This is a genomic window from Rhizobium leguminosarum (genome assembly GCF_010668065.1).
Lineage (GTDB): Bacteria > Pseudomonadota > Alphaproteobacteria > Rhizobiales > Rhizobiaceae > Rhizobium > Rhizobium leguminosarum_S.
In genome coordinates, this window is sequence record NZ_WUEN01000030.1 from 1 (window position 1) to 20,039 (window position 20,039).

At 61.1% G+C, this 20,039-nt stretch carries 22 protein-coding genes, 1 tRNA gene and 1 pseudogene; 18 read left to right on the forward strand and 6 right to left on the reverse strand.

The features are described from left to right. The first annotated feature begins 133 nt into the window (after positions 1 to 133). From GR198_RS34875 to GR198_RS36305, 5 genes and pseudogenes are all read left to right on the forward strand, one after another. A complete protein-coding gene (locus GR198_RS34875) occupies positions 134 to 1,654 on the forward strand; it encodes an ATP-binding protein (protein ID WP_164070460.1) in 1,521 nt (506 codons plus the stop codon). A gap of 122 nt (positions 1,655 to 1,776) precedes the next feature. After that, a tRNA-Arg gene (locus tag GR198_RS34880) sits at positions 1,777 to 1,853 on the forward strand. A 158-nt stretch (positions 1,854 to 2,011) separates the two neighbouring features. Further along, complete coding sequence (locus GR198_RS34885; protein ID WP_155248947.1) at positions 2,012 to 2,173, forward strand: hypothetical protein; 162 nt, start codon at positions 2,012 to 2,014, stop codon at positions 2,171 to 2,173. A 161-nt stretch (positions 2,174 to 2,334) separates the two neighbouring features. Then, positions 2,335 to 4,206, forward strand: coding sequence for an adenylate/guanylate cyclase domain-containing protein (locus tag GR198_RS34890; protein WP_164070461.1), 1,872 nt, complete (start codon positions 2,335 to 2,337; stop codon positions 4,204 to 4,206). Positions 4,207 to 4,236: 30 nt separating this feature from the next. After that, positions 4,237 to 4,433, forward strand: a pseudogene (locus GR198_RS36305) (hypothetical protein). An 89-nt stretch (positions 4,434 to 4,522) separates the two neighbouring features. Here GR198_RS36305 and GR198_RS34900 read toward each other — a convergent pair. After that, the gene (locus GR198_RS34900; protein ID WP_012755837.1) at positions 4,523 to 4,768 is read right to left on the reverse strand and encodes a DUF982 domain-containing protein; all 246 of its coding nucleotides are present in this window, start codon (positions 4,766 to 4,768) and stop codon (positions 4,523 to 4,525) included. Positions 4,769 to 4,942: 174 nt separating this feature from the next. Further along, on the reverse strand, positions 4,943 to 5,464 hold the full coding sequence (locus tag GR198_RS34905) for a hypothetical protein (RefSeq protein WP_164070462.1): 522 nt from the start codon (positions 5,462 to 5,464) through the stop codon (positions 4,943 to 4,945). 194 nt (positions 5,465 to 5,658) lie between these two features. Here GR198_RS34905 and GR198_RS34910 point away from each other — a divergent pair, with 194 nt between their 5' ends. Both GR198_RS34910 and GR198_RS36040 read left to right on the forward strand, forming a co-directional pair. Then, on the forward strand, positions 5,659 to 5,841 hold the full coding sequence (locus GR198_RS34910; RefSeq protein WP_164046455.1) for a hypothetical protein: 183 nt from the start codon (positions 5,659 to 5,661) through the stop codon (positions 5,839 to 5,841). A gap of 27 nt (positions 5,842 to 5,868) precedes the next feature. Next, positions 5,869 to 6,165, forward strand: a complete 297-nt coding sequence (locus GR198_RS36040) for a hypothetical protein (RefSeq protein WP_164046456.1) — start codon at positions 5,869 to 5,871, stop codon at positions 6,163 to 6,165. A gap of 26 nt (positions 6,166 to 6,191) precedes the next feature. Here the strand turns inward: GR198_RS36040 and GR198_RS34920 are convergent, their stop codons facing one another. Both GR198_RS34920 and GR198_RS34925 read right to left on the reverse strand, forming a co-directional pair. Continuing rightward, positions 6,192 to 7,685 (reverse strand): hypothetical protein, encoded by a 1,494-nt coding sequence (locus tag GR198_RS34920; RefSeq protein ID WP_164070463.1) that lies wholly within the window; start codon positions 7,683 to 7,685, stop codon positions 6,192 to 6,194. A 176-nt stretch (positions 7,686 to 7,861) separates the two neighbouring features. Next, positions 7,862 to 8,326 carry a hypothetical protein gene (locus tag GR198_RS34925; protein ID WP_164046460.1) on the reverse strand — a complete coding sequence of 155 codons (465 nt, stop codon included), beginning with the start codon at positions 8,324 to 8,326 and terminating at the stop codon, positions 7,862 to 7,864. Between the two features lie 211 nt (positions 8,327 to 8,537). Between GR198_RS34925 and GR198_RS34930 the strand changes: the two genes are divergently transcribed. After that, positions 8,538 to 9,125: a hypothetical protein gene (locus GR198_RS34930; RefSeq protein ID WP_164046461.1), complete on the forward strand. Its 588-nt coding sequence runs from the start codon at positions 8,538 to 8,540 to the stop codon at positions 9,123 to 9,125. A gap of 89 nt (positions 9,126 to 9,214) precedes the next feature. Here GR198_RS34930 and GR198_RS34935 read toward each other — a convergent pair whose 3' ends face one another. Further along, positions 9,215 to 9,913 (reverse strand): class I SAM-dependent methyltransferase, encoded by a 699-nt coding sequence (locus tag GR198_RS34935; RefSeq protein WP_011650257.1) that lies wholly within the window; start codon positions 9,911 to 9,913, stop codon positions 9,215 to 9,217. A gap of 199 nt (positions 9,914 to 10,112) precedes the next feature. Here GR198_RS34935 and GR198_RS34940 point away from each other — a divergent pair, with 199 nt between their 5' ends. The 6 genes from GR198_RS34940 (at position 10,113) to GR198_RS34965 (ending at position 14,424) form a co-directional block, all read left to right on the forward strand. After that, the gene (locus tag GR198_RS34940) at positions 10,113 to 10,433 is read left to right on the forward strand and encodes a hypothetical protein (protein ID WP_029873856.1); all 321 of its coding nucleotides are present in this window, start codon (positions 10,113 to 10,115) and stop codon (positions 10,431 to 10,433) included. Positions 10,434 to 10,622: 189 nt separating this feature from the next. Continuing rightward, positions 10,623 to 10,994 (forward strand): cell surface protein, encoded by a 372-nt coding sequence (locus GR198_RS34945; protein ID WP_164046464.1) that lies wholly within the window; start codon positions 10,623 to 10,625, stop codon positions 10,992 to 10,994. A gap of 154 nt (positions 10,995 to 11,148) precedes the next feature. Next, positions 11,149 to 11,451 (forward strand): hypothetical protein, encoded by a 303-nt coding sequence (locus GR198_RS34950; protein ID WP_164046465.1) that lies wholly within the window; start codon positions 11,149 to 11,151, stop codon positions 11,449 to 11,451. Positions 11,452 to 11,892: 441 nt separating this feature from the next. Beyond that, positions 11,893 to 12,564 (forward strand): class I SAM-dependent methyltransferase, encoded by a 672-nt coding sequence (locus GR198_RS34955; RefSeq protein WP_029873853.1) that lies wholly within the window; start codon positions 11,893 to 11,895, stop codon positions 12,562 to 12,564. Between the two features lie 19 nt (positions 12,565 to 12,583). Continuing rightward, positions 12,584 to 13,219 carry a TetR family transcriptional regulator gene (locus tag GR198_RS34960; protein WP_164070464.1) on the forward strand — a complete coding sequence of 212 codons (636 nt, stop codon included), beginning with the start codon at positions 12,584 to 12,586 and terminating at the stop codon, positions 13,217 to 13,219. Between the two features lie 308 nt (positions 13,220 to 13,527). After that, positions 13,528 to 14,424 carry an aldo/keto reductase gene (locus GR198_RS34965; RefSeq protein WP_130823713.1) on the forward strand — a complete coding sequence of 299 codons (897 nt, stop codon included), beginning with the start codon at positions 13,528 to 13,530 and terminating at the stop codon, positions 14,422 to 14,424. 499 nt (positions 14,425 to 14,923) lie between these two features. Here the strand turns inward: GR198_RS34965 and GR198_RS34970 are convergent, their stop codons facing one another. Beyond that, a complete protein-coding gene (locus tag GR198_RS34970; RefSeq protein WP_029873850.1) occupies positions 14,924 to 15,307 on the reverse strand; it encodes a hypothetical protein in 384 nt (127 codons plus the stop codon). 199 nt (positions 15,308 to 15,506) lie between these two features. On the opposite strand from GR198_RS34970, the gene GR198_RS34975 reads away from it, so the two are divergent. The 4 genes from GR198_RS34975 (at position 15,507) to GR198_RS34990 (ending at position 19,991) form a co-directional block, all read left to right on the forward strand. Further along, positions 15,507 to 16,784, forward strand: coding sequence for an alpha/beta hydrolase (locus GR198_RS34975; protein WP_029873849.1), 1,278 nt, complete (start codon positions 15,507 to 15,509; stop codon positions 16,782 to 16,784). Between the two features lie 183 nt (positions 16,785 to 16,967). Beyond that, a complete protein-coding gene (locus GR198_RS34980) occupies positions 16,968 to 18,218 on the forward strand; it encodes an NAD(P)/FAD-dependent oxidoreductase (protein ID WP_164070465.1) in 1,251 nt (416 codons plus the stop codon). A gap of 9 nt (positions 18,219 to 18,227) precedes the next feature. Then, entirely contained in the window at positions 18,228 to 18,938 is a 711-nt protein-coding gene (locus tag GR198_RS34985; RefSeq protein ID WP_164070466.1) for an SDR family oxidoreductase, read from the forward strand. A gap of 15 nt (positions 18,939 to 18,953) precedes the next feature. Continuing rightward, positions 18,954 to 19,991 (forward strand): 4-hydroxyproline epimerase, encoded by a 1,038-nt coding sequence (locus GR198_RS34990; protein WP_164070467.1) that lies wholly within the window; start codon positions 18,954 to 18,956, stop codon positions 19,989 to 19,991. Positions 19,992 to 20,039 lie beyond the last annotated feature (48 nt).

The window sequence follows — 20,039 nt, forward strand, 5'->3', positions numbered from 1 at the left end:
GAGCCGCCTCCGGGCGGCGTTTCTTTGTGACGACATGACGCTGCTCGCAAAGATTTGAAAGCGGAGCATCTTGGTCTAATATAGAGCTCAACGGTAAGGGCGGCCCGGGTGCTGCCGATCGGGTGAGACGAGAATGCCGATGAGAGATCAGGGCGACAATCCTTCGGCGGAAAACCCGGCGGCCGGCGAGGCCGCAAGGGCGCCGTGCCCGTCTGCCGGCCTGTTCGGCGGTCTTTCCGGCAAGCTGCTCTGGCTCACCGTCTTCTTTATCATGCTCGCCGAAATCCTGATCTTCTTTCCCTCGGTCGCCAGCATGCGCGTACGCTGGCTGCAGGACAGGCTGAATACGGCCGCTGCCGCCGCCATCGTCATCGATGGGCTGCAGCCGGTCGAACTGCCGCGCGCGCTGCAGAAGGAGACCTTGGAGGCAACCAGCACCAAGGCGATCGTGCTGCGCAAGGACGGCACCTCGCGGCTGCTGGCGACGACCGATATGCCGGCCTCCGTCGACGAGTCCTACGATCTCACCGACGTGCCGCCGGTAACGGCGATACGCGACGCGCTCGACACGCTGGTCTTCGGTGGCGGCAGGATAATCCGCGTCTATGGTCCCGTCGGGGAAACCAACACCGGCGTCGAGGTGGTGATGAAGGACCGGCAGTTGCGCAGGGCGATGTTCGTCTATTCCCGCAATGTCCTGCTGCTGTCGGTGCTGATCTCGCTGTTCACGGCGACGCTGATCTTCTTTGCGATCAACCGCATTCTCATCGGCCCGATCCGCAGGTTGACCGGCAGCATGCAGCAATTCTCCTCCGATCCCGACAACCCGGCCCATATCTATATCGGCGATGGCGGCCGCGACGAATTGGCGGTCGCCGGCCGCAACCTCACCTCGATGCAGATGGAACTGCAGAAGACGCTGAAGCAGCAGAAGAACCTGGCCGCTCTCGGCCTCGCCGTCTCCAAGATCAATCACGACATGCGCAATATCCTGGCGTCTGCGCAGCTGATGTCGGACCGGCTGGTCGATGTCGATGATCCGATGGTAAAAAGCTTTGCCCCGAAGCTCTTGCGCACCATCGACCGCGCCGTCGGTTACACCACCGAGGTGCTGTCCTACGGCAAGGCGAGCGAATCCGCCCCGCGCCGCCGCCATATCCGCCTGTTGGAACTGACCCAGGACGTCAAGGACATGCTGGCGATCGATCCGCAAAGCGGCATCGAATTCGCAGAGCAGATCGGCGCCGAGCTTGAGGTCGATGCCGATGGCGAGCAGCTCTTCCGCGTCATTCACAACCTCTGCCGCAACGCACTGCAGGCACTGACGTCGCCGGGCGAGGGCGGCCCGGGCTCCGTCAGGCGGATCACCGTTTCCGCCCAGCGCGTCGGCAGCGTCGTCAGCATCACAGTGGATGATACCGGCCCCGGCATGCCGCTGAAGGCGCGCCAGAACCTTTTTGCCGCCTTCCGCGGCTCTGCCCGCTCCGGCGGTACCGGCCTCGGCCTCACCATCGCCCGCGAACTGGTGCTTGCCCATGGCGGCACGATCGCGCTGGTGGAAAAACCGACGGTCGGCACCCAGTTCCGCATCGAGATCCCCGATCGCCCGGTTTCGCTGGAGGATTACCGCAGCCGGACGCATGTTGAAAAGTGACGGGGTTTGGCAAGGCGCGGCTGCGGACAGACAAAGACGCGATTTTTTCAGAAATGCTCTTGCATTGTCCCGAAGGACGTTTTAGAGGATCGCCACGCAAGCGGCACCGCCGCATTTTGCACGCACCCGTAGCTCAGCTGGATAGAGCACCAGACTACGAATCTGGGGGTCAGGAGTTCGAATCTCTTCGGGTGCGCCATTTTCCATACAAAAACTGGGCACTCCAGCCGCAGCCTCTCCGCTCATCACCAGACGTTCCAGAACGTCCCGCCTTCCATGGATGCGGATTCCATCGTCATAGATTTCGACCTGGTCGATAACGGAACGAAGGTAGGCGCGGCGGAAAGGTATCGGCCCTTGCGTTGCCTTCTCCCGCATGAGGCGGGCGAACGCGTCGATCTTCTCCTCAGTCCCGCGCGTGTCAGGACGCAACGCCGCGAACGCTCGCTCCAGCGCGGCCTTCGCGTGATCGCGCTCGCCCTCATCGGTGAGGCGACGGGACGGCTCCAGGCGAAGTAGAGGCCGGCGACCGCCAATTGACGGACCGTCTCAATATTCACGCATTTATGAGCTGTATTGATTACCGCTTCCCGAATTGCAGGACTAGTCTGAATGATCGCTGCGCACTAATTTGTTAGCAGTGCCGGCCGTGTGCCAAGCCACTCCGTTGGGAGACTGAAATGCAACGCAAGCTCGCTGCAATCATGGCCGCTGATATCGTCGGCTATAGCCGGCTGATGGCCGAGGACGAGTCTTCCACCTATGCAGAGCTGCGCACTGTTTTTGACAAGCTGATCGACCCCACTGTCGCCCGCCATGGCGGAACCACCTTCAAAACGACGGGTGACGGCTTCCTTGCGATGTTCCCGAGCGTCAACGCGGCCGTTGATGCCGCACTTGCCATCCAGCAAGGCTTTGACGACGGCCCTTTCAAGCTGCGTATCGGCATCAACCTCGGTGATGTCATCGAGGATAATGGCGATGTCTATGGGGATGGAGTGAACGTCGCGGCCCGGCTTGAGGCCATGACCGAGCCCGGCCAGATATTCGTCAGCGGCGCTGTGGTGATGGCCGCCGAGCGCAACCGCGGCGAGCTGTTCGCCCGAGTCGGCCGCAGGCGTGCCAAGAATATTCCCGAGCTGCTTGAAGTGTACCGCGTAAGGCGGGCGGGCTCTTCCTGGTCGATCTGGCGGCAGGTGCCACATGTCCTGCGCTGCAGCGCGGCGCGCTGGTCTTATGGCGTTGCTGCCATCGCTCTCATTCTCATCGGCACCCAGATTTCACCTCTTCCGCTGGCCGCGATGGTGAGCGGCATCCCGGCTGCACTCTCTCTGGACCAGACCCGTGCAGACCCCAGGCCCTCGATTGCCGTCATGCCGTTCGCAACCATGAGCGGCAGCGATAACCAGCCTTACTTTGCGGACGGACTGACCGAGGACGTCACCACGGCGCTTGCTCGTAATCCCGAGCTTCAGGTCATCGCCCGCGATTCTACCTATGCCGTGCGCGGGCAGGAGACGGATGTGCGTAAGCTCGCGGCAAAGCTTGGCGTTGATTACGTGGTTGAAGGCAGCGCGCGCCGGGAAGGCGACCAGCTCCGCGTTTCGGCGCAGCTCATTGATGTCGGCACGGGGGCGCACTTATGGTCGCGCAGCTTCGACAAGAAGGTTGCTGACGTTTTCACCGTCCAGAGCGAGCTCACCACGGAAATCGTCGCGCAACTCGCGCCCTATATCGGCCGAAGCGAAGCGGCAGCGGCGGCGCTGCGGCCGACGGATAGTCTGCAGGCCTATGATCTCGTCTTGCAGGCCCGCAACCGTTACCGGCACGGCGCCACTGACCATAACGCTATTCTCGATGCCCGTGGCCTGTATCAGCGCGCCCTGGAAATGGACCCGGCCTATGCCGCAGCTCGCGCAGGTCTTGCGTTGACCTATATCGGCGAAGTGGCGCAAAGGCCCGGCGGTCAAGCCGCAGCGCCCGAGCTGGATTTGGGTCTCAGTGAGGCGCGGCAGGCCGTGCGGCTCGATCCCAATCTCGGTTTTGGATATCAGGTAATCAGTTTCGGACTTGCGCTGCAGGCGGACTACTCCGGCGGGCTTCAGGCGGCGCAGCGTGCGGTCGAACTGAACCCCAACGACCCCGACAGTATGATCGCGCTGGCCAAAGCGCAGGTCCGGTTCGGAGACTATCCGGACGCTGTCGCCAACGCGGAGCGGGCGCGCCGACTGCACCCCATGGCACCGGAATACTATGCCTACGTGCATGGTCAGGCGCTTTATGCCGATGGCCGCCGCGAAGAGGCGGCCACGGTCATCAGCGAGTGCCTTGTCAGAGCGCCCCGCGATGCGAATTGCCTTCTCATCCAAGCCGCGTTGCAGGGTGGAAGCGGAGAGCTTGAAAAGGCGCAGGCTACCATGGCAAGCCTTGTTGAAGCCCATCCGGCATTCTCGCTGGAAGCGGAAAGGGCTTATCGCCGGTTCGGCGACGAGCCCTTGATGGAAGAGTTCCTGCAGGACCTGGCGAGAGCCAAAGCCCCGGAGACGGCTTGACGTTCCCGTCAGCGTCGCGGTTTTAGAACGATCCGTTCGTGGACTGAAGGCGACAATGATCTCCGGGTCGCTGATCTGGACGCCGGCACGGTCGTGCCTCTCCCGTCTCCCAAGTCGGGCGGGTGACCGACCTTCGCGCGACCGGGTCCATCGTGACGAAGGGTGTCAATCTGGCCGTGGTTGTCAAGTCTGCGGAGGCAGCATTGGCGGGCCATTATGATGGCTGATCGCCTATAATCTCTTCATCACGCTGGATGGCGGGCCGAGATGACCACTCGCCTTCCAGCGCCAAATAGGCGCCGCACGGGTCGTGGCCTTATTCCTTGATCGGGATTCCAGCTTCGATCGCAGCGTCGATGAACGCCTGGCGCGCCTCTTCCCGGTTTCGCTTGCCCGACATGACATCGGCGCAAACCGCACAGGCTCTATCCAAGGCGGGACCCTCTTCGGTCGGCCAGTCCTCAACCAGCGCCCATGTCGCGGCTTGGGTCGTCTGGATCACCACCCACTGATCCGGGCCTTCGAGGGCGAGCGTTACCGGCTTCTTCCAAATGGTTTGCATGATCTCAGGACCTCCGCTGCGTGCTCTCTGCCGTTGCAGCCTGCACACATAGGGCGATTCATCCGGCGTGGCGAGTACGGTATGAACGAGATGCTTTTCTCGAGCAGCGAACTGCTGGGATGTACTTTTCGAAAAGGGCTTCGTGCCGCCGTTTTGCGCGCTTATGCGGGCCTCCTAGAACTCCTGAACGAATTCACACGCCAGCAAGGTTTTGCCTGGCAGGGCGTTGCCTTGGCGGGCGACGATAGAGACTTTTCCAGGCCCGGCCATTCCGGGTTCCGGCTGCAGATCTGCGGGAAGTTCAAGCGAATAGCCCTTGGTGGATGTGCCGAGCAGGTCCGAGGTCTCCGGCTTCAAACCGTATTTCGCGGCCAGATCGTCAGCGCGCTCGCCCTCGATCAAGACGCCAACAGCGTTGTTAGCAAAGAAAATCTCGGTCGACTTAAAGCCGTCGCGGCCTATCTGGTTCGGGAGTTTGTAGATCGCCGCACCCAAAGACGACGTGTCCGGCTTGGCCAGAGCTTCCACGACATCATAGATCTTCATTGCCGATGTCATCGTATAGGGTGGCTTACAAAGGGCTGCGTCAAAGAACTTTTCATTGGCCGAATCGGCAAGAACCTGTCCGGCCTGAAATGTCGCAAAAGCGACGCACGCAGAGAAGGCGGCGTGGCGAATGAATTTGGCGTTGTGCATGAAACATTCCCGAGAAGTGGCTGTCGTGGATTCGCGTGTTACGAATGCCTAGGGGATTCGAAGTAATTATGCTACCCAAAGTTTAATCCCTCAGCTCCACTCTTCTCTTCCGTCTGGCCGTACTGATGGGTAGGATGAGTGGTATCGGACGCCGAGACAGAGATATCGCAGGCCGATCCGAAGGCAGGAAAGTCATGATCGCAGCTTATATCGATGAAATCATCATGTTTTGCGCCGGCATGTGGATGACATCCGTCGGCTTTGGTTATCTGCCATATCCAGGCAAGCCGGCCAGCCGGCCGCCCCTGCTTCGCCACTTCAAGTGGATGGGGCCCTTGCTGCTCGCGATCGCCATCGTTCTGGCCGCCGCCTCATAAGCCGTGGGCTCATGCTGGAGTGAAGCAATGACCAATATGTTTGTCTGCCCGTCCTGCGGATTGGACAAAACAGAATCGATCGTCCATGGCGGTTCCTACATTCTCCGATGCGCCGCCTGCGGCGAAGCGATTGTCGCCACATCGTTCATGGCAATGCTCGACTCGGACCATGAGTGCTCGGCCTTTATCGATCCGGGTCCCGGAAAACACCCTCCGCCAGAGACGCTCGTTGCGCGTGGACCGCTCCGGCAGATCGCAACGGCAATCAGTGCCGCGGCGAGTGACGGAACGCTGATACGTCTGATCTCTGAAGCGAAAGATTGAAGTCCGCCTTTACACAGCTGGCCCCCTCATGGGCGTACCCGGACGAGAATCTTGGCCCCGGGAACCCTCAACTGTTCCGCCATCGTTTCCAAATCTTTCCTATCCGTTCCCGCCAGAACGATGCGACCATCCATGATCGGCTCCCTCATCCAGGGTTCCATAACGACCTTGTCGTTGATCAGCATCTGCGTTTGTCGTCCCAACGCCGCCTGCGTGAAATCGCGGAATGTGGCGGCGCTTTCCGGGGTGAGCACGATATTCAGGCCAGGGTCGTAGGACACGGGAGACAGGCCTACCTCCGCACCCTTCACCTCAAGCGAGACGGGCGCAATCGCCTTGGCCGCGTCATTGTCTGCAGCAACGGTCGTCTCCTGCGACGCCGTTGGTGGCGCAGGCGGTGTCGAAAGCTCATCCAGGATGCCCGGCCCGGCCTTGGCTGATGGCAGCGGCTCGATATGCAAATCGGGCGTCTGCAGGTCTTTTGCTGTCAACACGGCGGGGAGCGGCAGGCTGGCCGGCATGTCCTCGCGTTGGATGTGGGTGTATGTGCGCAACGTTGCCCCTCCTGTCGTAGCGGTGACGATCTGCGACGCTTCGAGCGTCGAACCATCATCCAGGGACACCACAAGCTCGACGCTTCGGCTCTTGCTGGCGCGTTTGACGGAAGCCAGCTGATCGGCGGTGAGGTTCTTTGCCCGCTCGGCAAAGCCCGTCATCAAATTTGCGATCACCGGCTGCTGCGACTGGCTGAATGCCGCGGCGTCGGCTTCCTCCGACAAGGAAAGGGTTGCCGTGCGTGCGGTTGCGTCGGTGGATTTCAGGGCCCAGGTCGAGGTCACTGGAACGCTGACGCCGCCATAATCTTCGTCTCGCAAGGTCGCCGAGACCTGGCCAATCTCCATGGTCTCTGCCTGATAGGATTGCCCTGTGGCAAGCAGTTGCGCCTCCGGCACCAAGGCGGCAACAATCTGAAGAGGGTTTGCCTCCAGCTTGGCGATGAGGTCATAGACCCCGCTTTGTGGCGCCGCGGAGGCGCCAGCCGCGGGAACTCCAGCCGGTCCATTGGCCGCCACCTCCCGCATATGCGCCACGATCTGATCGACACCGGAGAGATCGCGCGGGTTGCCGTTCAGGTCGGTTTCGAGTTCGAGCGCAGCAGTGCCATAGGCCGTGAGGGAATTGCGATAGAGCAGGTTCATCTGATAGCTGTCGGCAAGGCCGGTAATGCCTTCCGGCAAATCGGCGCTGAGGGACCAGCGGACCCGCATGCTGTCTTCATCCCGCGACAGGACCGTTATACGCTGGCGAAACGCGCCGCGCACCGTCATGGCCGAGGCGCCTGGCTTGTCGAACCAGAACGACATATCGGTCTCGGTCGCTTTTTGAACGCGGTAGCTGCGCTCGACACCCGTCGCCGGCGCGTAGCCCGGGATCTCGATGCCGCCGGCGGACCATGCCGGAGTGGAGAGTGTGAGGCACAGGCAAAAGCAGGAAAATCTCTTCCAGTGCAGTGATGTCATGCGGGCAGGGCCTCTGGACATTGAAGGTTTTGGGGCGCCTTCCGGCTGCCCGCCGCGAGCATATTTGCTGATGAGGAGGATGGGTAGTGCCGACGCTGCAATAATCGTTTTGCTCGAAACTGCTTCAGGTTTTCAAGATTGAGATCGGGAGATCAAGGCTCAGCGTCTTTCTTCGGCTAAAGTCTCTCTCCCCCTTCGGATTCTCTTTTCCACGACGCGCCGTTGCAAATGAGATAGGAGCATTCGTCCTTATTGCCCTCGTCCCATCCCGGCCAGCAGATCACGACGCGATGGAATTTGGCGTTGCAAAGCCCGTGGTTTGCCAGCGCACGCGGATCATTCAAGAAATACGGGCTTATGGCTTTGTCGCGGGTCCATTCAGGCACCGCCTTCCAATCAGCGGCGCCACCCTCGTCGCTCAAGGGGGCGACCTGGCAGGACTTCCAGTTGGACAGCACGATGGTCTGATCGCAGGGAAAGGCTTGGACGGCGCTTCCCAGTAAGATCGAAAACAATGCCGGCAATCGCCTGATGCAAACGACCACGCTCTTTTCCCCCATACCGCCTATTCGCATCGCGCTTCTACCCCCGAGATTCATTGCAGCAATCCTAGCAGAAGGGACTGGATAATAGAAGATCATAACTAAGAATATTTTCCTAGTTCATGGATCGTTCTTGCGCTAGGTTTGCCGCCATTGCAACCACGGACTGTTAGATGTTGAGCAAATTTTTTCTCAGGGATGAGGTGATGGCGCGGACGAGCTGTGGCCGTCGCGCGCTGCATGAACGGAGTTCCCGCAACAGGCTCTGGAGGGAGGGCGGATACCGATCGACAACACGGGCGAGGGGCTGATGGCGGAATTCAATCCTCGCGACAAGAGCCGAACCAGTCAGGGAAAGACGCGGGCGATGGTGCGCAAGCATACAGCTCCGCCGAGCGGCACGGATGACGGCAGCCTTCGCTGGCAATGGTTGACGATCCAACTGCTGGAATCTGCGGCCTTCACGACATTGAGTGCGAATGCCTGCCGCGCCTTCTTCCGCATCGTCATCGAGCATACGTCGCACGCCGCCTTGGAAAACGGCAAGCTTGTCGTGACCCATCCTCAGTTCGTGTCTTACGGCGTGACCGGCGAATATGTGGCCGATGCGATCGATGAGCTCGAATATAAGGGGCTGATAAAAGTTCGCCGCGGCCGGGCGGGCAGCGGTGTCGCGCATCCCAATCGGTTCACGCTGACTTTTGTCGGTGACCATGAAGGTGCGCCACCCACCGATGAGTGGAAGCGATGCACGGCGGAAAGGTGCCGGAAATGGTCCGAGACCGACCGCAAGATTGCCGCCGACAAACGCGGTCGCGTCGGCAGGAAGAAAAAATCCTCACTTCGGAATCCCGAAATCCCCCCGCTTCGGGATTCCGAAATTCGCCGCGCTTCGTGAGATGTCGACATGAGGAAACATTGAATGATTTCAATGCCGCAACCAATTTCGGGATTCCGAAGTGCTATATAGATCTTGGTGGGGTGTCCCTAACGAAGACACTTTGCCACGATCAGGAACTCCGTCTCCCGACCCCCGATCTTCCCGGCCGAAACCGTTCGAAGCACAAGACCGAAAGCTTCATAGAGCCAATAAAGCGGGGGAATTCTATCCTTGAGCGCGTGCACCTGCGTCGACACATATTCGCCGACGAAGACGACATCCATGCCGAGGTCTTTCAATGTCCCGGCAATCTCCGAATGGGATGCCTCTGCGGCGTGCTCGACGCGGAATGGGGCATAGCCCGGCTTTCCGGCGTTTTTCTGCCTGAGAACGTAGCGATAGAACAAGACGTGTGTCCACCATGGCGTCAGGTCGGTGAAGATCCCTTTGGCTGAATTCAGGATCGGACCCTTGACGAACACCAGACCACCGGGAGACAGGGTATCATGGGCTCTCAACAAGGCAGAGCGCGGGCTTTCCAAATGCTCGAGAACGTCCCAGAAGACGCAGGCGTCGAAGTGACGATCTCCATAGTCGATGGTTTGAGCATCGCCGAGGATTCTTTCGGCGGCGTCCTGGTTCTTTTCGAGTTGCTCCTTGGAGATGTCGACAACGGTATATCGCGCACCTTTCAAGGGGATATGCGTGCGGGAGCCGCCCCCGACCTCAAGGATATTTGTATCAGTCTTGCTGGAAAATGCTGATTGTGCGTGCGAGAGCGCGTCGTTTACCCACGGCGAAGCCATAATCTTTCCCTCCCGAAAGATTAGCGTTTACGACTATAAGTAAGCATTAATATAATATTTTAGCAATATTTTAAGCATGTCTGGTCAGGTGGTGCGTCCGGTCCGGATTGGCGGCTAAGCCGTCAGCCTAGTTTCGCGCAACCTTCCTGATGTATCCGCAGGTCTGATGATCTTTAAGGCGCTTCAGCCGGAGGAATGCATGGCGGTGGGAATTTTTCGGGCTCTGGCTGCCCTGGCGATGATGACGGCCCTTGGCGGCTGCATCGACCATGCCAATGATCCGGTGCTCCTGGCGGTCGGCGTGCCGGTCAATCCGCCTGTTGTTGCGCACGGTCTTTGCATGACCGACGGCAACGCCATGTATGACGAGGCAAGGAAGCAGTATCAGCTGCGCGCCCAACTGACCGGATATGCTCAGGCCGATGAGCTTGAGGCCGAAACGATAGCGCGCGCTGCCGCCCATCGCCAATATGTCGCTTGCCTCTCCGGCCAGGGTTACCGGACATTATACGCGAATTGAGAACAGAGAATTCACGTTTCGTCACCAGCGCCGTTTGAGCCCTTTCCTGATCGCGACTTTTCACGTTTTTCGGCGATTTAGTCACGCCAGATCGCCTGCAATCACGAGTTTTGGAATTGCGTGTGAGCCATGGAACTCCGCTCGTCTGAAAGGCATTCTTCCGAGATAAATCCATAAGGAGGGTTTATCATGAAGATGTTCAGGCTTGCCCCATCCACCGCCGCGCTCGGCGCCCTTCTCGCCCTCACGTCGATCATCCCTGCGCAGGCAGCACCCGTCCAGACGGCTCGGCCGCCCGCTGTCTCGGATGTAAAAATGGTGCAATATAAGCCACATGCCGGGTCCTGGCATGGCTATCAGGGCTTTCGCATGGAGCGCCCCGGCACCCGCCGCCATTCCGATGGCTACTGGTATCCGCTTGCCGCCTTCGGCGTCGAGGCCGGCACCACGGGCTCCATCGTCCGCGCGCCGGTGAACAGGCCGGCCACTCCGGAAATGTGCAACCCTACGTTTTCCGGATCGATCGGTCCCGGCAGCATGCCCTGTGATAACGGCTATTGAGCCGGCAAATGAAAGAGGCGGCGATGAGCCGCCTTTTTCTTGATCGGGCTGCCGCTCACATGTCCGTGACCTCTGCTTTGGCACCGTAGTATGTGACAGATCGCCTTCCTAACTCCGGGGCGTAAATTCCCCGAATCCTCCCAAGGAGACGATTATGACCACGACTTTCCAGCACGGCCTGATGGCCGCTGCCTTCGGCGCAATCCTCGGCCTCTCGGCCTTCTCGGCAACGGCAGCTCCCCTCCAGTCGAGCGCGACAGAGCAGGGCGCAGCCACGCGTCCGGTTGCCCAACAAGAAACCACGGTGCGGCACGACAGGCGCACGACCGGTTCGATCGGCGAGCGCGCCTCGGAAACCACGGGCTCGACGCCTTACATGATGAACCCGAAGAAGCCCCTCAAGAGGGATTGCAAGCTCGGCTTCAACCCAGGGAGCGGCTCCAGCTGCAACTACTGACGAGAGGCTCCGCGTCTTCGCGATCGTGAACGGCCCGCAATGGGCTGAAGGGGCGGCCTCAGGGTCGCCCTCAGTTCGTGGACAAACCTCGCTCTCCCCTCGGCGGCATCCTCGGCCTTGTGCCGAGGATCTGCTGCGTATCGACCGGCTGTAGATGCTCGGGACAAGCCCGAGCATGACGAAAGAGAGGTTGGTCGCCTTTGGCCACCTTTGCGTAGAGGTAGCGGCCAGCCGGATACGGCATGTCCTTCCCCAATTGTCGTTCGTACGATGTTGCATCGAATGCAAAAATGCAATAGGTACAGAATTACGCAAACTGTTGACGGTGGTGTTGCGAAAAGCCGCAGCCAAGAGCGATTGACGCGTCTGCCTTGGAATTGCCATGCTCGCCGCGATGGTCGCTTTTCATAATCAATCGAATTTCAGACGGGTGGGATAGTCATGACTGCAAAGGCCGCATGCTCCGATTTCCTGCATTTTTTCCGTTCCTGGGTCAGCAACCCGCTTCGGGTCGCGGCCATCGCGCCGTCGGGGGATTCGCTTGCCAGGATCATGACCAGTGAAATTGCCGCACTCGACGGGCCGATCATCGAGCTCGGCCCGGGAACCGGCGTCTTCACCAGGGCTCTGCTGGCGCGCGGGGTCAGCGAAGCGGATCTGACCCTGATCGAGTACGGTCCGGAGTTCATCTCATCGCTGCAGGCGCGTTTTCCGACGGCGCGTGTGTTGCAGATGGATGCCGCCCATCTCGCCCATGCCGATATTTTCGAAGGAGAACCGGTCGGCGCGGTTGTCAGCGGCTTGCCGCTCCTCTCCATGTCGCCGCGCAAGATCGCCTCGATCCTGGCTGGCGCCTTCGCCTATATGCGCCCGGGCGGCGCCGTCTATCAGTTCACCTATGGTCCGCGCTGCCCGGTGCCGCGGCCGATCCTCGACCGTCTCGGCCTCAAGGCGGTGCGCATTGGCGGCACGGTGCGCAACCTGCCGCCGGCCTCGGTCTACCGGATTTCGCGTCGCAAGCCGCTGGAACTGTCACGCGAGCGCATCAGCTATCGCGGGAGCGCGACTGACATCGACGATGTCGCCGCCTTTTCCAACGAAACCGGCGGCTGAACGATGATGCCGAGCCGGAATGGCTGAGAACAAGCGGACGGAAACGACGGAAGGCAGGCGGGAACGCAAGCGGCGGCAGACGCGCGAGCGCATCGAGCAGGCGGCGATGACCCTCTTTCTGCAGCGCGGCTTCGAGGCCACGACGATCGAAGACATCACCGAGGCGGCCGATGTCTCCAAACGCAGTTTCTTCGATTATTTCCCATCCAAGGAAGAGGTGGTTTTCGCCTGGCAGGATGCCTTCGCCGATCGCCTGATGGCGGCGGTCGCCGCAAGGCCGGCGGACGAATCCTCCGTCGCGGCGGTCGAGGCGGCGATCACCGCAACCGTCATCGCTTCCGTCGACGAGCCTGGTCTGGCGCGTGGGGACCTTATCCATCGTACGCCGGCGCTGAAGGCCCGCGACCAGCTGAAATATGCCAAGCTCGAACAGAAGCTCGCCGAGGCGCTGCTTCTGCGCAAGGGAGATGATCCGCTTGAACGGCCCCGCATGCGCGTCCTTGCGGCCATCGTCATCGGTGCGCTGCGCGTCGGGGCTGAGCTCTGGCCGCAGCGCCCGCCAAGTGCTTCGCCGCAGGATTTCGCCCGGGAGATTTTCACCGACCTCTGGAAGATGCTGGCGGAATTCGGCGACGAGGCAAAGACCAGGCGTTGACGCGGGGCCGCCTGCGCCTCCGTGCGCACTTCCGACGAGATCAGCTCGATGTCGATGTTTCCGCTCATCCCTGTGATCAGGCCCTGTTATCGGAACCGGGCCGTCCTATATCTGCAAGCGTCGCAGCGGCCACATTCTGATGATCCCGCGATAGGCGGATCATCACCATGCCGGGCATCGCTTTCGATCAGGGCAGACATTCGCGCTCGTAGGCATCTCCGAAAGCCTCGGCATCCGTGCCGCCGCTGTTCAAGCGCCTCCGACCGTTCCACCGATTTCAATGATTGATTGATAAGAGAGGAAAGACCATGTCCAGTCACAACGCAGCCCAATACAACGCGGCCAAGTCAGGCACCTTCAAGATCGGCGGCGATATCGAGATCAATCGTCTCGGTTTCGGCGCCATGCGCGTCACCGGCAAGGGCATCTGGGGCGAGCCTTCCGATCATGCCGAATCCATCCGCACGCTGAAGCGCCTGCCGGAACTCGGCGTCAACTTCATCGATACGGCCGATTCCTACGGCCCCGATGTCTCCGAATGGCTGATCAAGGAAGCGCTGCATCCCTATGGCGGCAAGTCTGTCATCGCCACCAAGGGCGGCCTGACCCGCCACGGCCCCGATATCTGGCTGCCCGTCGGCCGTCCGGAATATCTGATCCAGCAGGCGCATAAGAGCCTGCGCAATCTCGGCGTCGAGCAGATCGATCTCTGGCAATTGCATCGGATCGATCAGAAGGTGCCGGCCAAGGAGCAGTTCGATGCGATCAAATCGCTGCTCGATACCGGCCTCATCCGCCATGCGGGTCTGAGCGAAGTGTCCGTTGCCGACATCGAGGCGGCTTCGAAGCATTTCAAGGTCGCGACCGTCCAGAACCGCTACAATCTCGTCGACCGCACCAGCGAGGATGTGCTCGACTATTGCGCCAAGCACAATATTGGCTTCATCCCGTGGTATCCGCTCGCCGCCGGCGATCTCGCCAAGCCCGGCTCGCTGCTCGATACGATCGCCAAAAAGCACAATGCCGCACCCAGCCAGATCGCGCTCGCCTGGGTGCTGAAGCGCAGCCCGGTCATGCTGCCGATCCCCGGCACCTCCAAGGTCAAGCATCTCGAGGAAAACGTCGCGGCTGTCGACATCACCCTCTCGAACGAAGAATTCTCCGCCCTCGACGCCGAGGGCAGCAAGGTCTTCAAGGCTGCTTGACGAGGCAAGCCCACGGCTTTTCGGTTCGCGCTAGTCGCTGCCCCTCACCCTAACCCTCTCCCCGTAAAAGACGGGGAGAGGGGACGTGCCATGCGAGAGGTGGCGAGGAACGGAAAGGTCGCGGCATATCCTCTTCTCCCCTCGGTGAGAAGGTGCCGGCAGGCGGATGAGGGGCCGGTTCCCAGGTCGAGGCCGCAATTTTCGGCACAATTTTGACCATCCGGTCAAACATGCTGCAAAATGAGGCGGTGGCGTGCCATTTAGGAGGCAAGCCTTGCATTCAGCGCATTGCTGCATTGCGGTATTTTCGCTATTCCGAATCAAAAGAATTGGCTATTACTATCTTCGTAAGCAGCGCACTCCTCCTCCCAGCGCTCTTACATCGGACTGACAACACTCCTCCTCCCAGTTGTCAGTCAGGATCAAGAGCCCGGCGCACCTCCTCCCGCGTCGGGCTTTTTTCTTTTCCCCAAGTCTGTTTCTTCCAGGTCTAAATCGATCAATTGCCGATCCGGGCAACGCCGGTTTTGCCGTTGTCCCAGGTCCATTTAATCGTGTTGGCGCCGGCGCGTTCGAGTTCGAAGCACATCGGCTTGCCCTTGTTCCAGCTCTGGAATTTCTGGCAGAGGCGGTTGGCGTCGATCCACCATTGGCCGGTATCGCTGGGTTTGACATAGCGGCCAAGGCCGATCGCCTGGCCGTTGCCGTCGACCTTGCCGGACGAGCGGAAGATCAGCGGCAGTTCACCGCCGAGCGGCGTGGAGAGGTAGACAGTCTTGCCGATGATGTCGCGGCGGATATCGGCCTCGCCAAGCGTCTCCGTCGAGCCGAGCGAAGGCATCAGCATCAATGTCGACAAGCATGTGATCGCGAGCAACTTCATCACCCTGATCCATCGGTTGAACCTGATCGGGCAAAACGCCGGGGATAGCCGAAAGTTTCAGGAGCAATTCCAGCAAAAGCGCGCAGCGGTTTTCACAGGATTGCTCTTGTCCACCTCCCGCGGTTTGACTCGGCAAGCCTCGTCGGACTATTTGAACGGGCGCCGCCTGTCCGGTGCGTGAACCGATTGGAGTTTGGTCATGATCGGCAAAAGACGCGGCTTGCCCGCGGCTCTGACAGGTCTTCTGGTTGCAACGATGGTGCTCGCCGGCTGCGGCGGCAGGCCGGTCGGTGTCATGCAGGCGGCCGGCACCGCGGCCCCCGGCACGTCGAAGGTCGATCTACTCGTCGCGACGACGCGCGCTGCCGACGACAATCCCGCCGTGCTTTTCTCCGGCGAACGCGGCACCGGGCTCGCGGTCAATGCCGTCGACGTCTCGATCCCGCCGGAAGCCAATCGCAAGGTCGGCCAGGTGCAGTGGCCAAGCCGCCTGCCGGCCGATCCGTTGCGCAATTTCGTCACCGTTTCGGTCGATCCGCTTGAAGGCGAGCGGGCCGGCGAGACCTGGCTGAAGACCCATATGCCGAAGAGCCGCCGCGTGCTCGTCTTCGTCCACGGCTTCAACAATCGTTATGAGGATGCCGTCTACCGCTTCGCGCAGATCGTCCACGATTCGCATGCCGACGTCGCCCCCGTCGTCTTCACCTGGCCGTCGCGCGGCAGCATCTTCGACTATAATTACGACAAGGAAAGCACCAACTATTCCCGCGACGCGCTGGAGGAATTGTTGACCCGCACCGCCGCCAATCCTGCTGTCAACGACATCACCATCATGGCCCATTCGATGGGCACGTGGCTCACCGTCGAAGCGCTGCGGCAGATGGCGATCCGCAACGGTCATGTCGCTCCGAAGATCAACAATGTCATCCTCGCTTCGCCGGATCTCGATGTCGACGTCTTCGGCCGCCAGTTCGCCAGCCTCGGCAAGGAAAGGCCGCACTTCACCATCTTCGTCTCGCAGGACGACCGGGCTCTGGCGCTGTCGCGGCGCATCTCCGGCAATGTCGACCGGCTCGGCCAGATCGATCCTTCCGCCGAACCTTACCGGAGCAAGCTCGAGGCGGCCGGCATCACCGTGCTCGACCTCACCAAGCTCAAGGGCGGCGACCGGCTGAACCACGGCAAATTCGCAGAAAGCCCCGAAGTGGTGAAGCTGATCGGCGACCGGCTGATTGCCGGCCAGACGATCACAGATTCCAATGTCGGCCTCGGCGAGGCTGTCGGCGCCGTGGCGATGGGCGCTGCCCAGACCGCCGGAAGTGCCGTCAGTGTTGCCGTCAGCACGCCGATTGCGATCTTCGATCCGCGCACCCGGCGCAACTATGATGCCCAGCTGAAGCGTCTCGGCCAGTCGATGAACAATACCGTCGGTTCGGTCGGCGACAGCGTCGGCGCCGGCCTGCCGGTAAGCCAGTAAAAATCCCGCAGAGCAATTCCAGCAAAAGTGCACAGCGGTTTTGCGTTTCGGAATTGCGAAAAAACAACGAGATAGAGAATTTCCGTGTTTCGGAAAAAACGGAAATTCTCTAGGCATCGCATCTTGATGTGATATATCAGATTCACGACGGCACTTCTGTCTGCCGTGCGATGGGTTGATGGCATGGCGGATGAGACGAAGAAGAAGGTAGCGGTCGTCGGCGCGGGCGTGATCGGCGCCTCGATCGCTTTCGAGCTGCAGCGGCGCGGCCTTGATGTGACGCTGATCGACAAGGGGGAGCCGGGCCGCGGCACCTCTTTCGGCAATATGGCGAGCATTGCGCTTGATTTTGCCGCCGGCTCCGGCCCTTCGACCTGGAAGAAGATCCCCGGCTGGCTGCTCGATCCCGAAGGCCCGGTCTGGCTGCGTCCCTCCTATGCGGCCAGGATGCTGCCCTGGTTCCTGCGCTTCCTCGCTGCCGGCCGGCCCTCGCGTCTCCGAGAGATCGAGGATGCCGGCATGCGCCTGTCGAACCGGGCGCTTGGCGATTTCAGAGAGATGCTGCAAGCAATCGGCGCACCCGAGTTGATGACCGAGGAAGGATGTCTGGCGATCTACGAGACCGAGGCGGAATTTGCCGCCGATCGCGGCCATCTCGCCATGATGCAGCGCTACGGCCTCGAATTCGAGGTCTTGAGCAACGGCGCCATCCAATATTACGAGCCCACTCTGTCACCGGCAATCGCCAAGGCCGTGCTGCTCCCCGACAACAAGTCGATCCGCGACCCCTACAAGCTGGTGGTGAAACTCACCGACGCCGCAAAGGCTGCGGGCGCGACTTTCGTTTCCGGCACTGTGCGGAATATCGAGCGCAGGGGCGATGGCATCGCCGTCGTTCTCCTCGATGATGGCAGGCGGATCGAGGCGGGTTCGGTCGTGCTTGCCGCCGGCGTCCACACCCGTTTCCTTGCCGAAAAGCTCGGTGAGCCGATCCCGCTCGAAACCGAGCGCGGTTATCACACGCAGATCATGAAGCCAGGCATCGCGATGCGCTATTCGGTGATCTGGCCGCATCACGCCTTCATGGTGACGCCGACGGCGGGCGGCATCCGGGTCGGCGGCAATGTCGAACTCGCCGGCCTCGATGCTGCGCCGGATTTCCGCCGTCCGCGGGTGCTGGTGCGCCATGCCCAGCGTGCGCTGCCCGGTCTCAAGGTCGAGGAGACGACGGAATGGATGGGGCATCGCCCGGCACTGCCCGATACGATCCCGATCATTTCGCCCTCGTCGAAACTGCCCGGCGTTTTCTATGCGACCGGCCACGGCCATCTCGGCCTGACCTTTTCGGCAACGACAGCGCTGGTGATCGCCGATATGGTGACCGGGCTCAAACCATCCCTCGATATGACCCCGTTCCGCATAGACCGTTATTAGGAGGTCCCGATGTCCGAAACCACCAAACCCGTAGCGCTGATCACCGGCGGCGGCCGCGGTATGGGCGAGGCGATCGCCCGCGAGCTTTCGGCGCAGGGCTATCAGCTGGCGCTGATGTCGCCGTCGGAAAGCTGTGAGAAGCTGGCTGCCGAACTTGGCGGTGTTGCCTCGCGCGGCGTGGCCGAAAAGGCCGAGGATCTCAAGGCGATCTTCGACCTGACGATGAAGACCTATGGTCGCATCGATGCCGTCGTCAACCTGAGCGGCCATCCGCCGAAGGGCGACCTGCTCGATATATCGGACGAGAACTGGACGCTCGGTTCCGACATGATGATCCTGTCGCTGGTGCGCATGGCCCGCCTGGTGACGCCGGTCATGCTGAAACAGGGCAAGGGCGCCTTCGTTAACATCACCACTTTTGCGGCTTATGAGCCGACGCTGGTCTTCCCGGTTTCCTGCACCTACCGCGCCGCTGCCGGCGCCTTCACCAAGCTTTATTCCGATCGTTATGCGGCCGACAATATCCGCATGAACTGCATCCTGCCGGGTTATATCGATAGCCTGAACCACAAACCCGGGACCGCCGAGACGGTGCCGATGAAGCGCGTCGGCCATGTGGAGGAGATCGCCAAGACCGCGGCCTTCCTGCTCTCCGATGGCGCGGGTTACATCACCGGCCAGAATATTCGCGTCGATGGCGGCGTCACCCGTCACGTCTGATCTGGAGTTTTCGATATGAGATGGAAGCGCACGATCCAGCTGCTGGATGTCCACGCCGAAGGTGAGATCGGCCGCGTCGCGATCGGCGGCGTGCCGAAGATCCCCGGCGAGACCATTGCCGCCCAGCTGCACTGGCTGAACACCGATCCGAAGGGCGACGAGCTCCGCCGCTTCCTTTGCCTGGAGCCGCGCGGCGCGCCCATCGGCTCGGTCAATCTGCTGCTGCCGGCACGGCACCCGGAGGCCGACGCCGCCTTCATCATCCTGCAGCCCGACCAGGCGCATGCGAGCTCCGGCTCGAACTCAATCTGCGTCACCACGGCGCTTCTCGAATCCGGCATCGTCGAGATGAAGGAGCCGGAGACGATAGTCACCCTCGAAACCGCCGCCGGCCTCGTCAAGGCAACGGCGACCTGCCGCGACGGGCGCTGCGAAAAAGTCCGGCTGACCATGGTGCCCTCCTTCGTGCATGAGCTCGATGTCGCGATCGACACGCCGCATTGGGGAAGGATCAAGGCCGATATCAGCTATGGCGGCATCTTCTATGCGCTTGTTGATGTCGGCCAGATCGGCCTGACGATCGAGAAGGCCAATGCCGCCGGCCTCGTCCAGGCCGGCATGATTCTCAAGGAGCTGATCAACCGCGACATCAAGGTCGTTCATCCCGAGATCCCGGCGATCTCGGGCGTCGCCTATGTCATGTTCCGCGATACCGAAGCCGATGGCACGGTGCGCACCTGCACCACGATGTGGCCGGGCCGGGCCGACCGCTCGCCCTGCGGCACCGGCAATTCCGCCAATCTCGCCACGCTCTATGCCCGCGGCAAGGCCAAGGTCGGCGACACCTTCACCTCGAAATCGATCATCGGCTCGGAATTCGAGGTCGGACTGCAGGCAGTAACCGAGGTGGCCGGCCGCCCCGCGGTCATCCCCACCATCACCGGCCGCGGCTTCACCTTCGGCCTGACCCAGGTAGCTCTCGACCCCTTTGACCCGCATCCGAACGGTTTTGCGCTGACGGACGTCTGGGGGCCGTCGGCTGGGGAGATTTGACCGTTCAGGACATGATGCCGGAAGTGTGAAGCGGTTTCCGGACGGTTG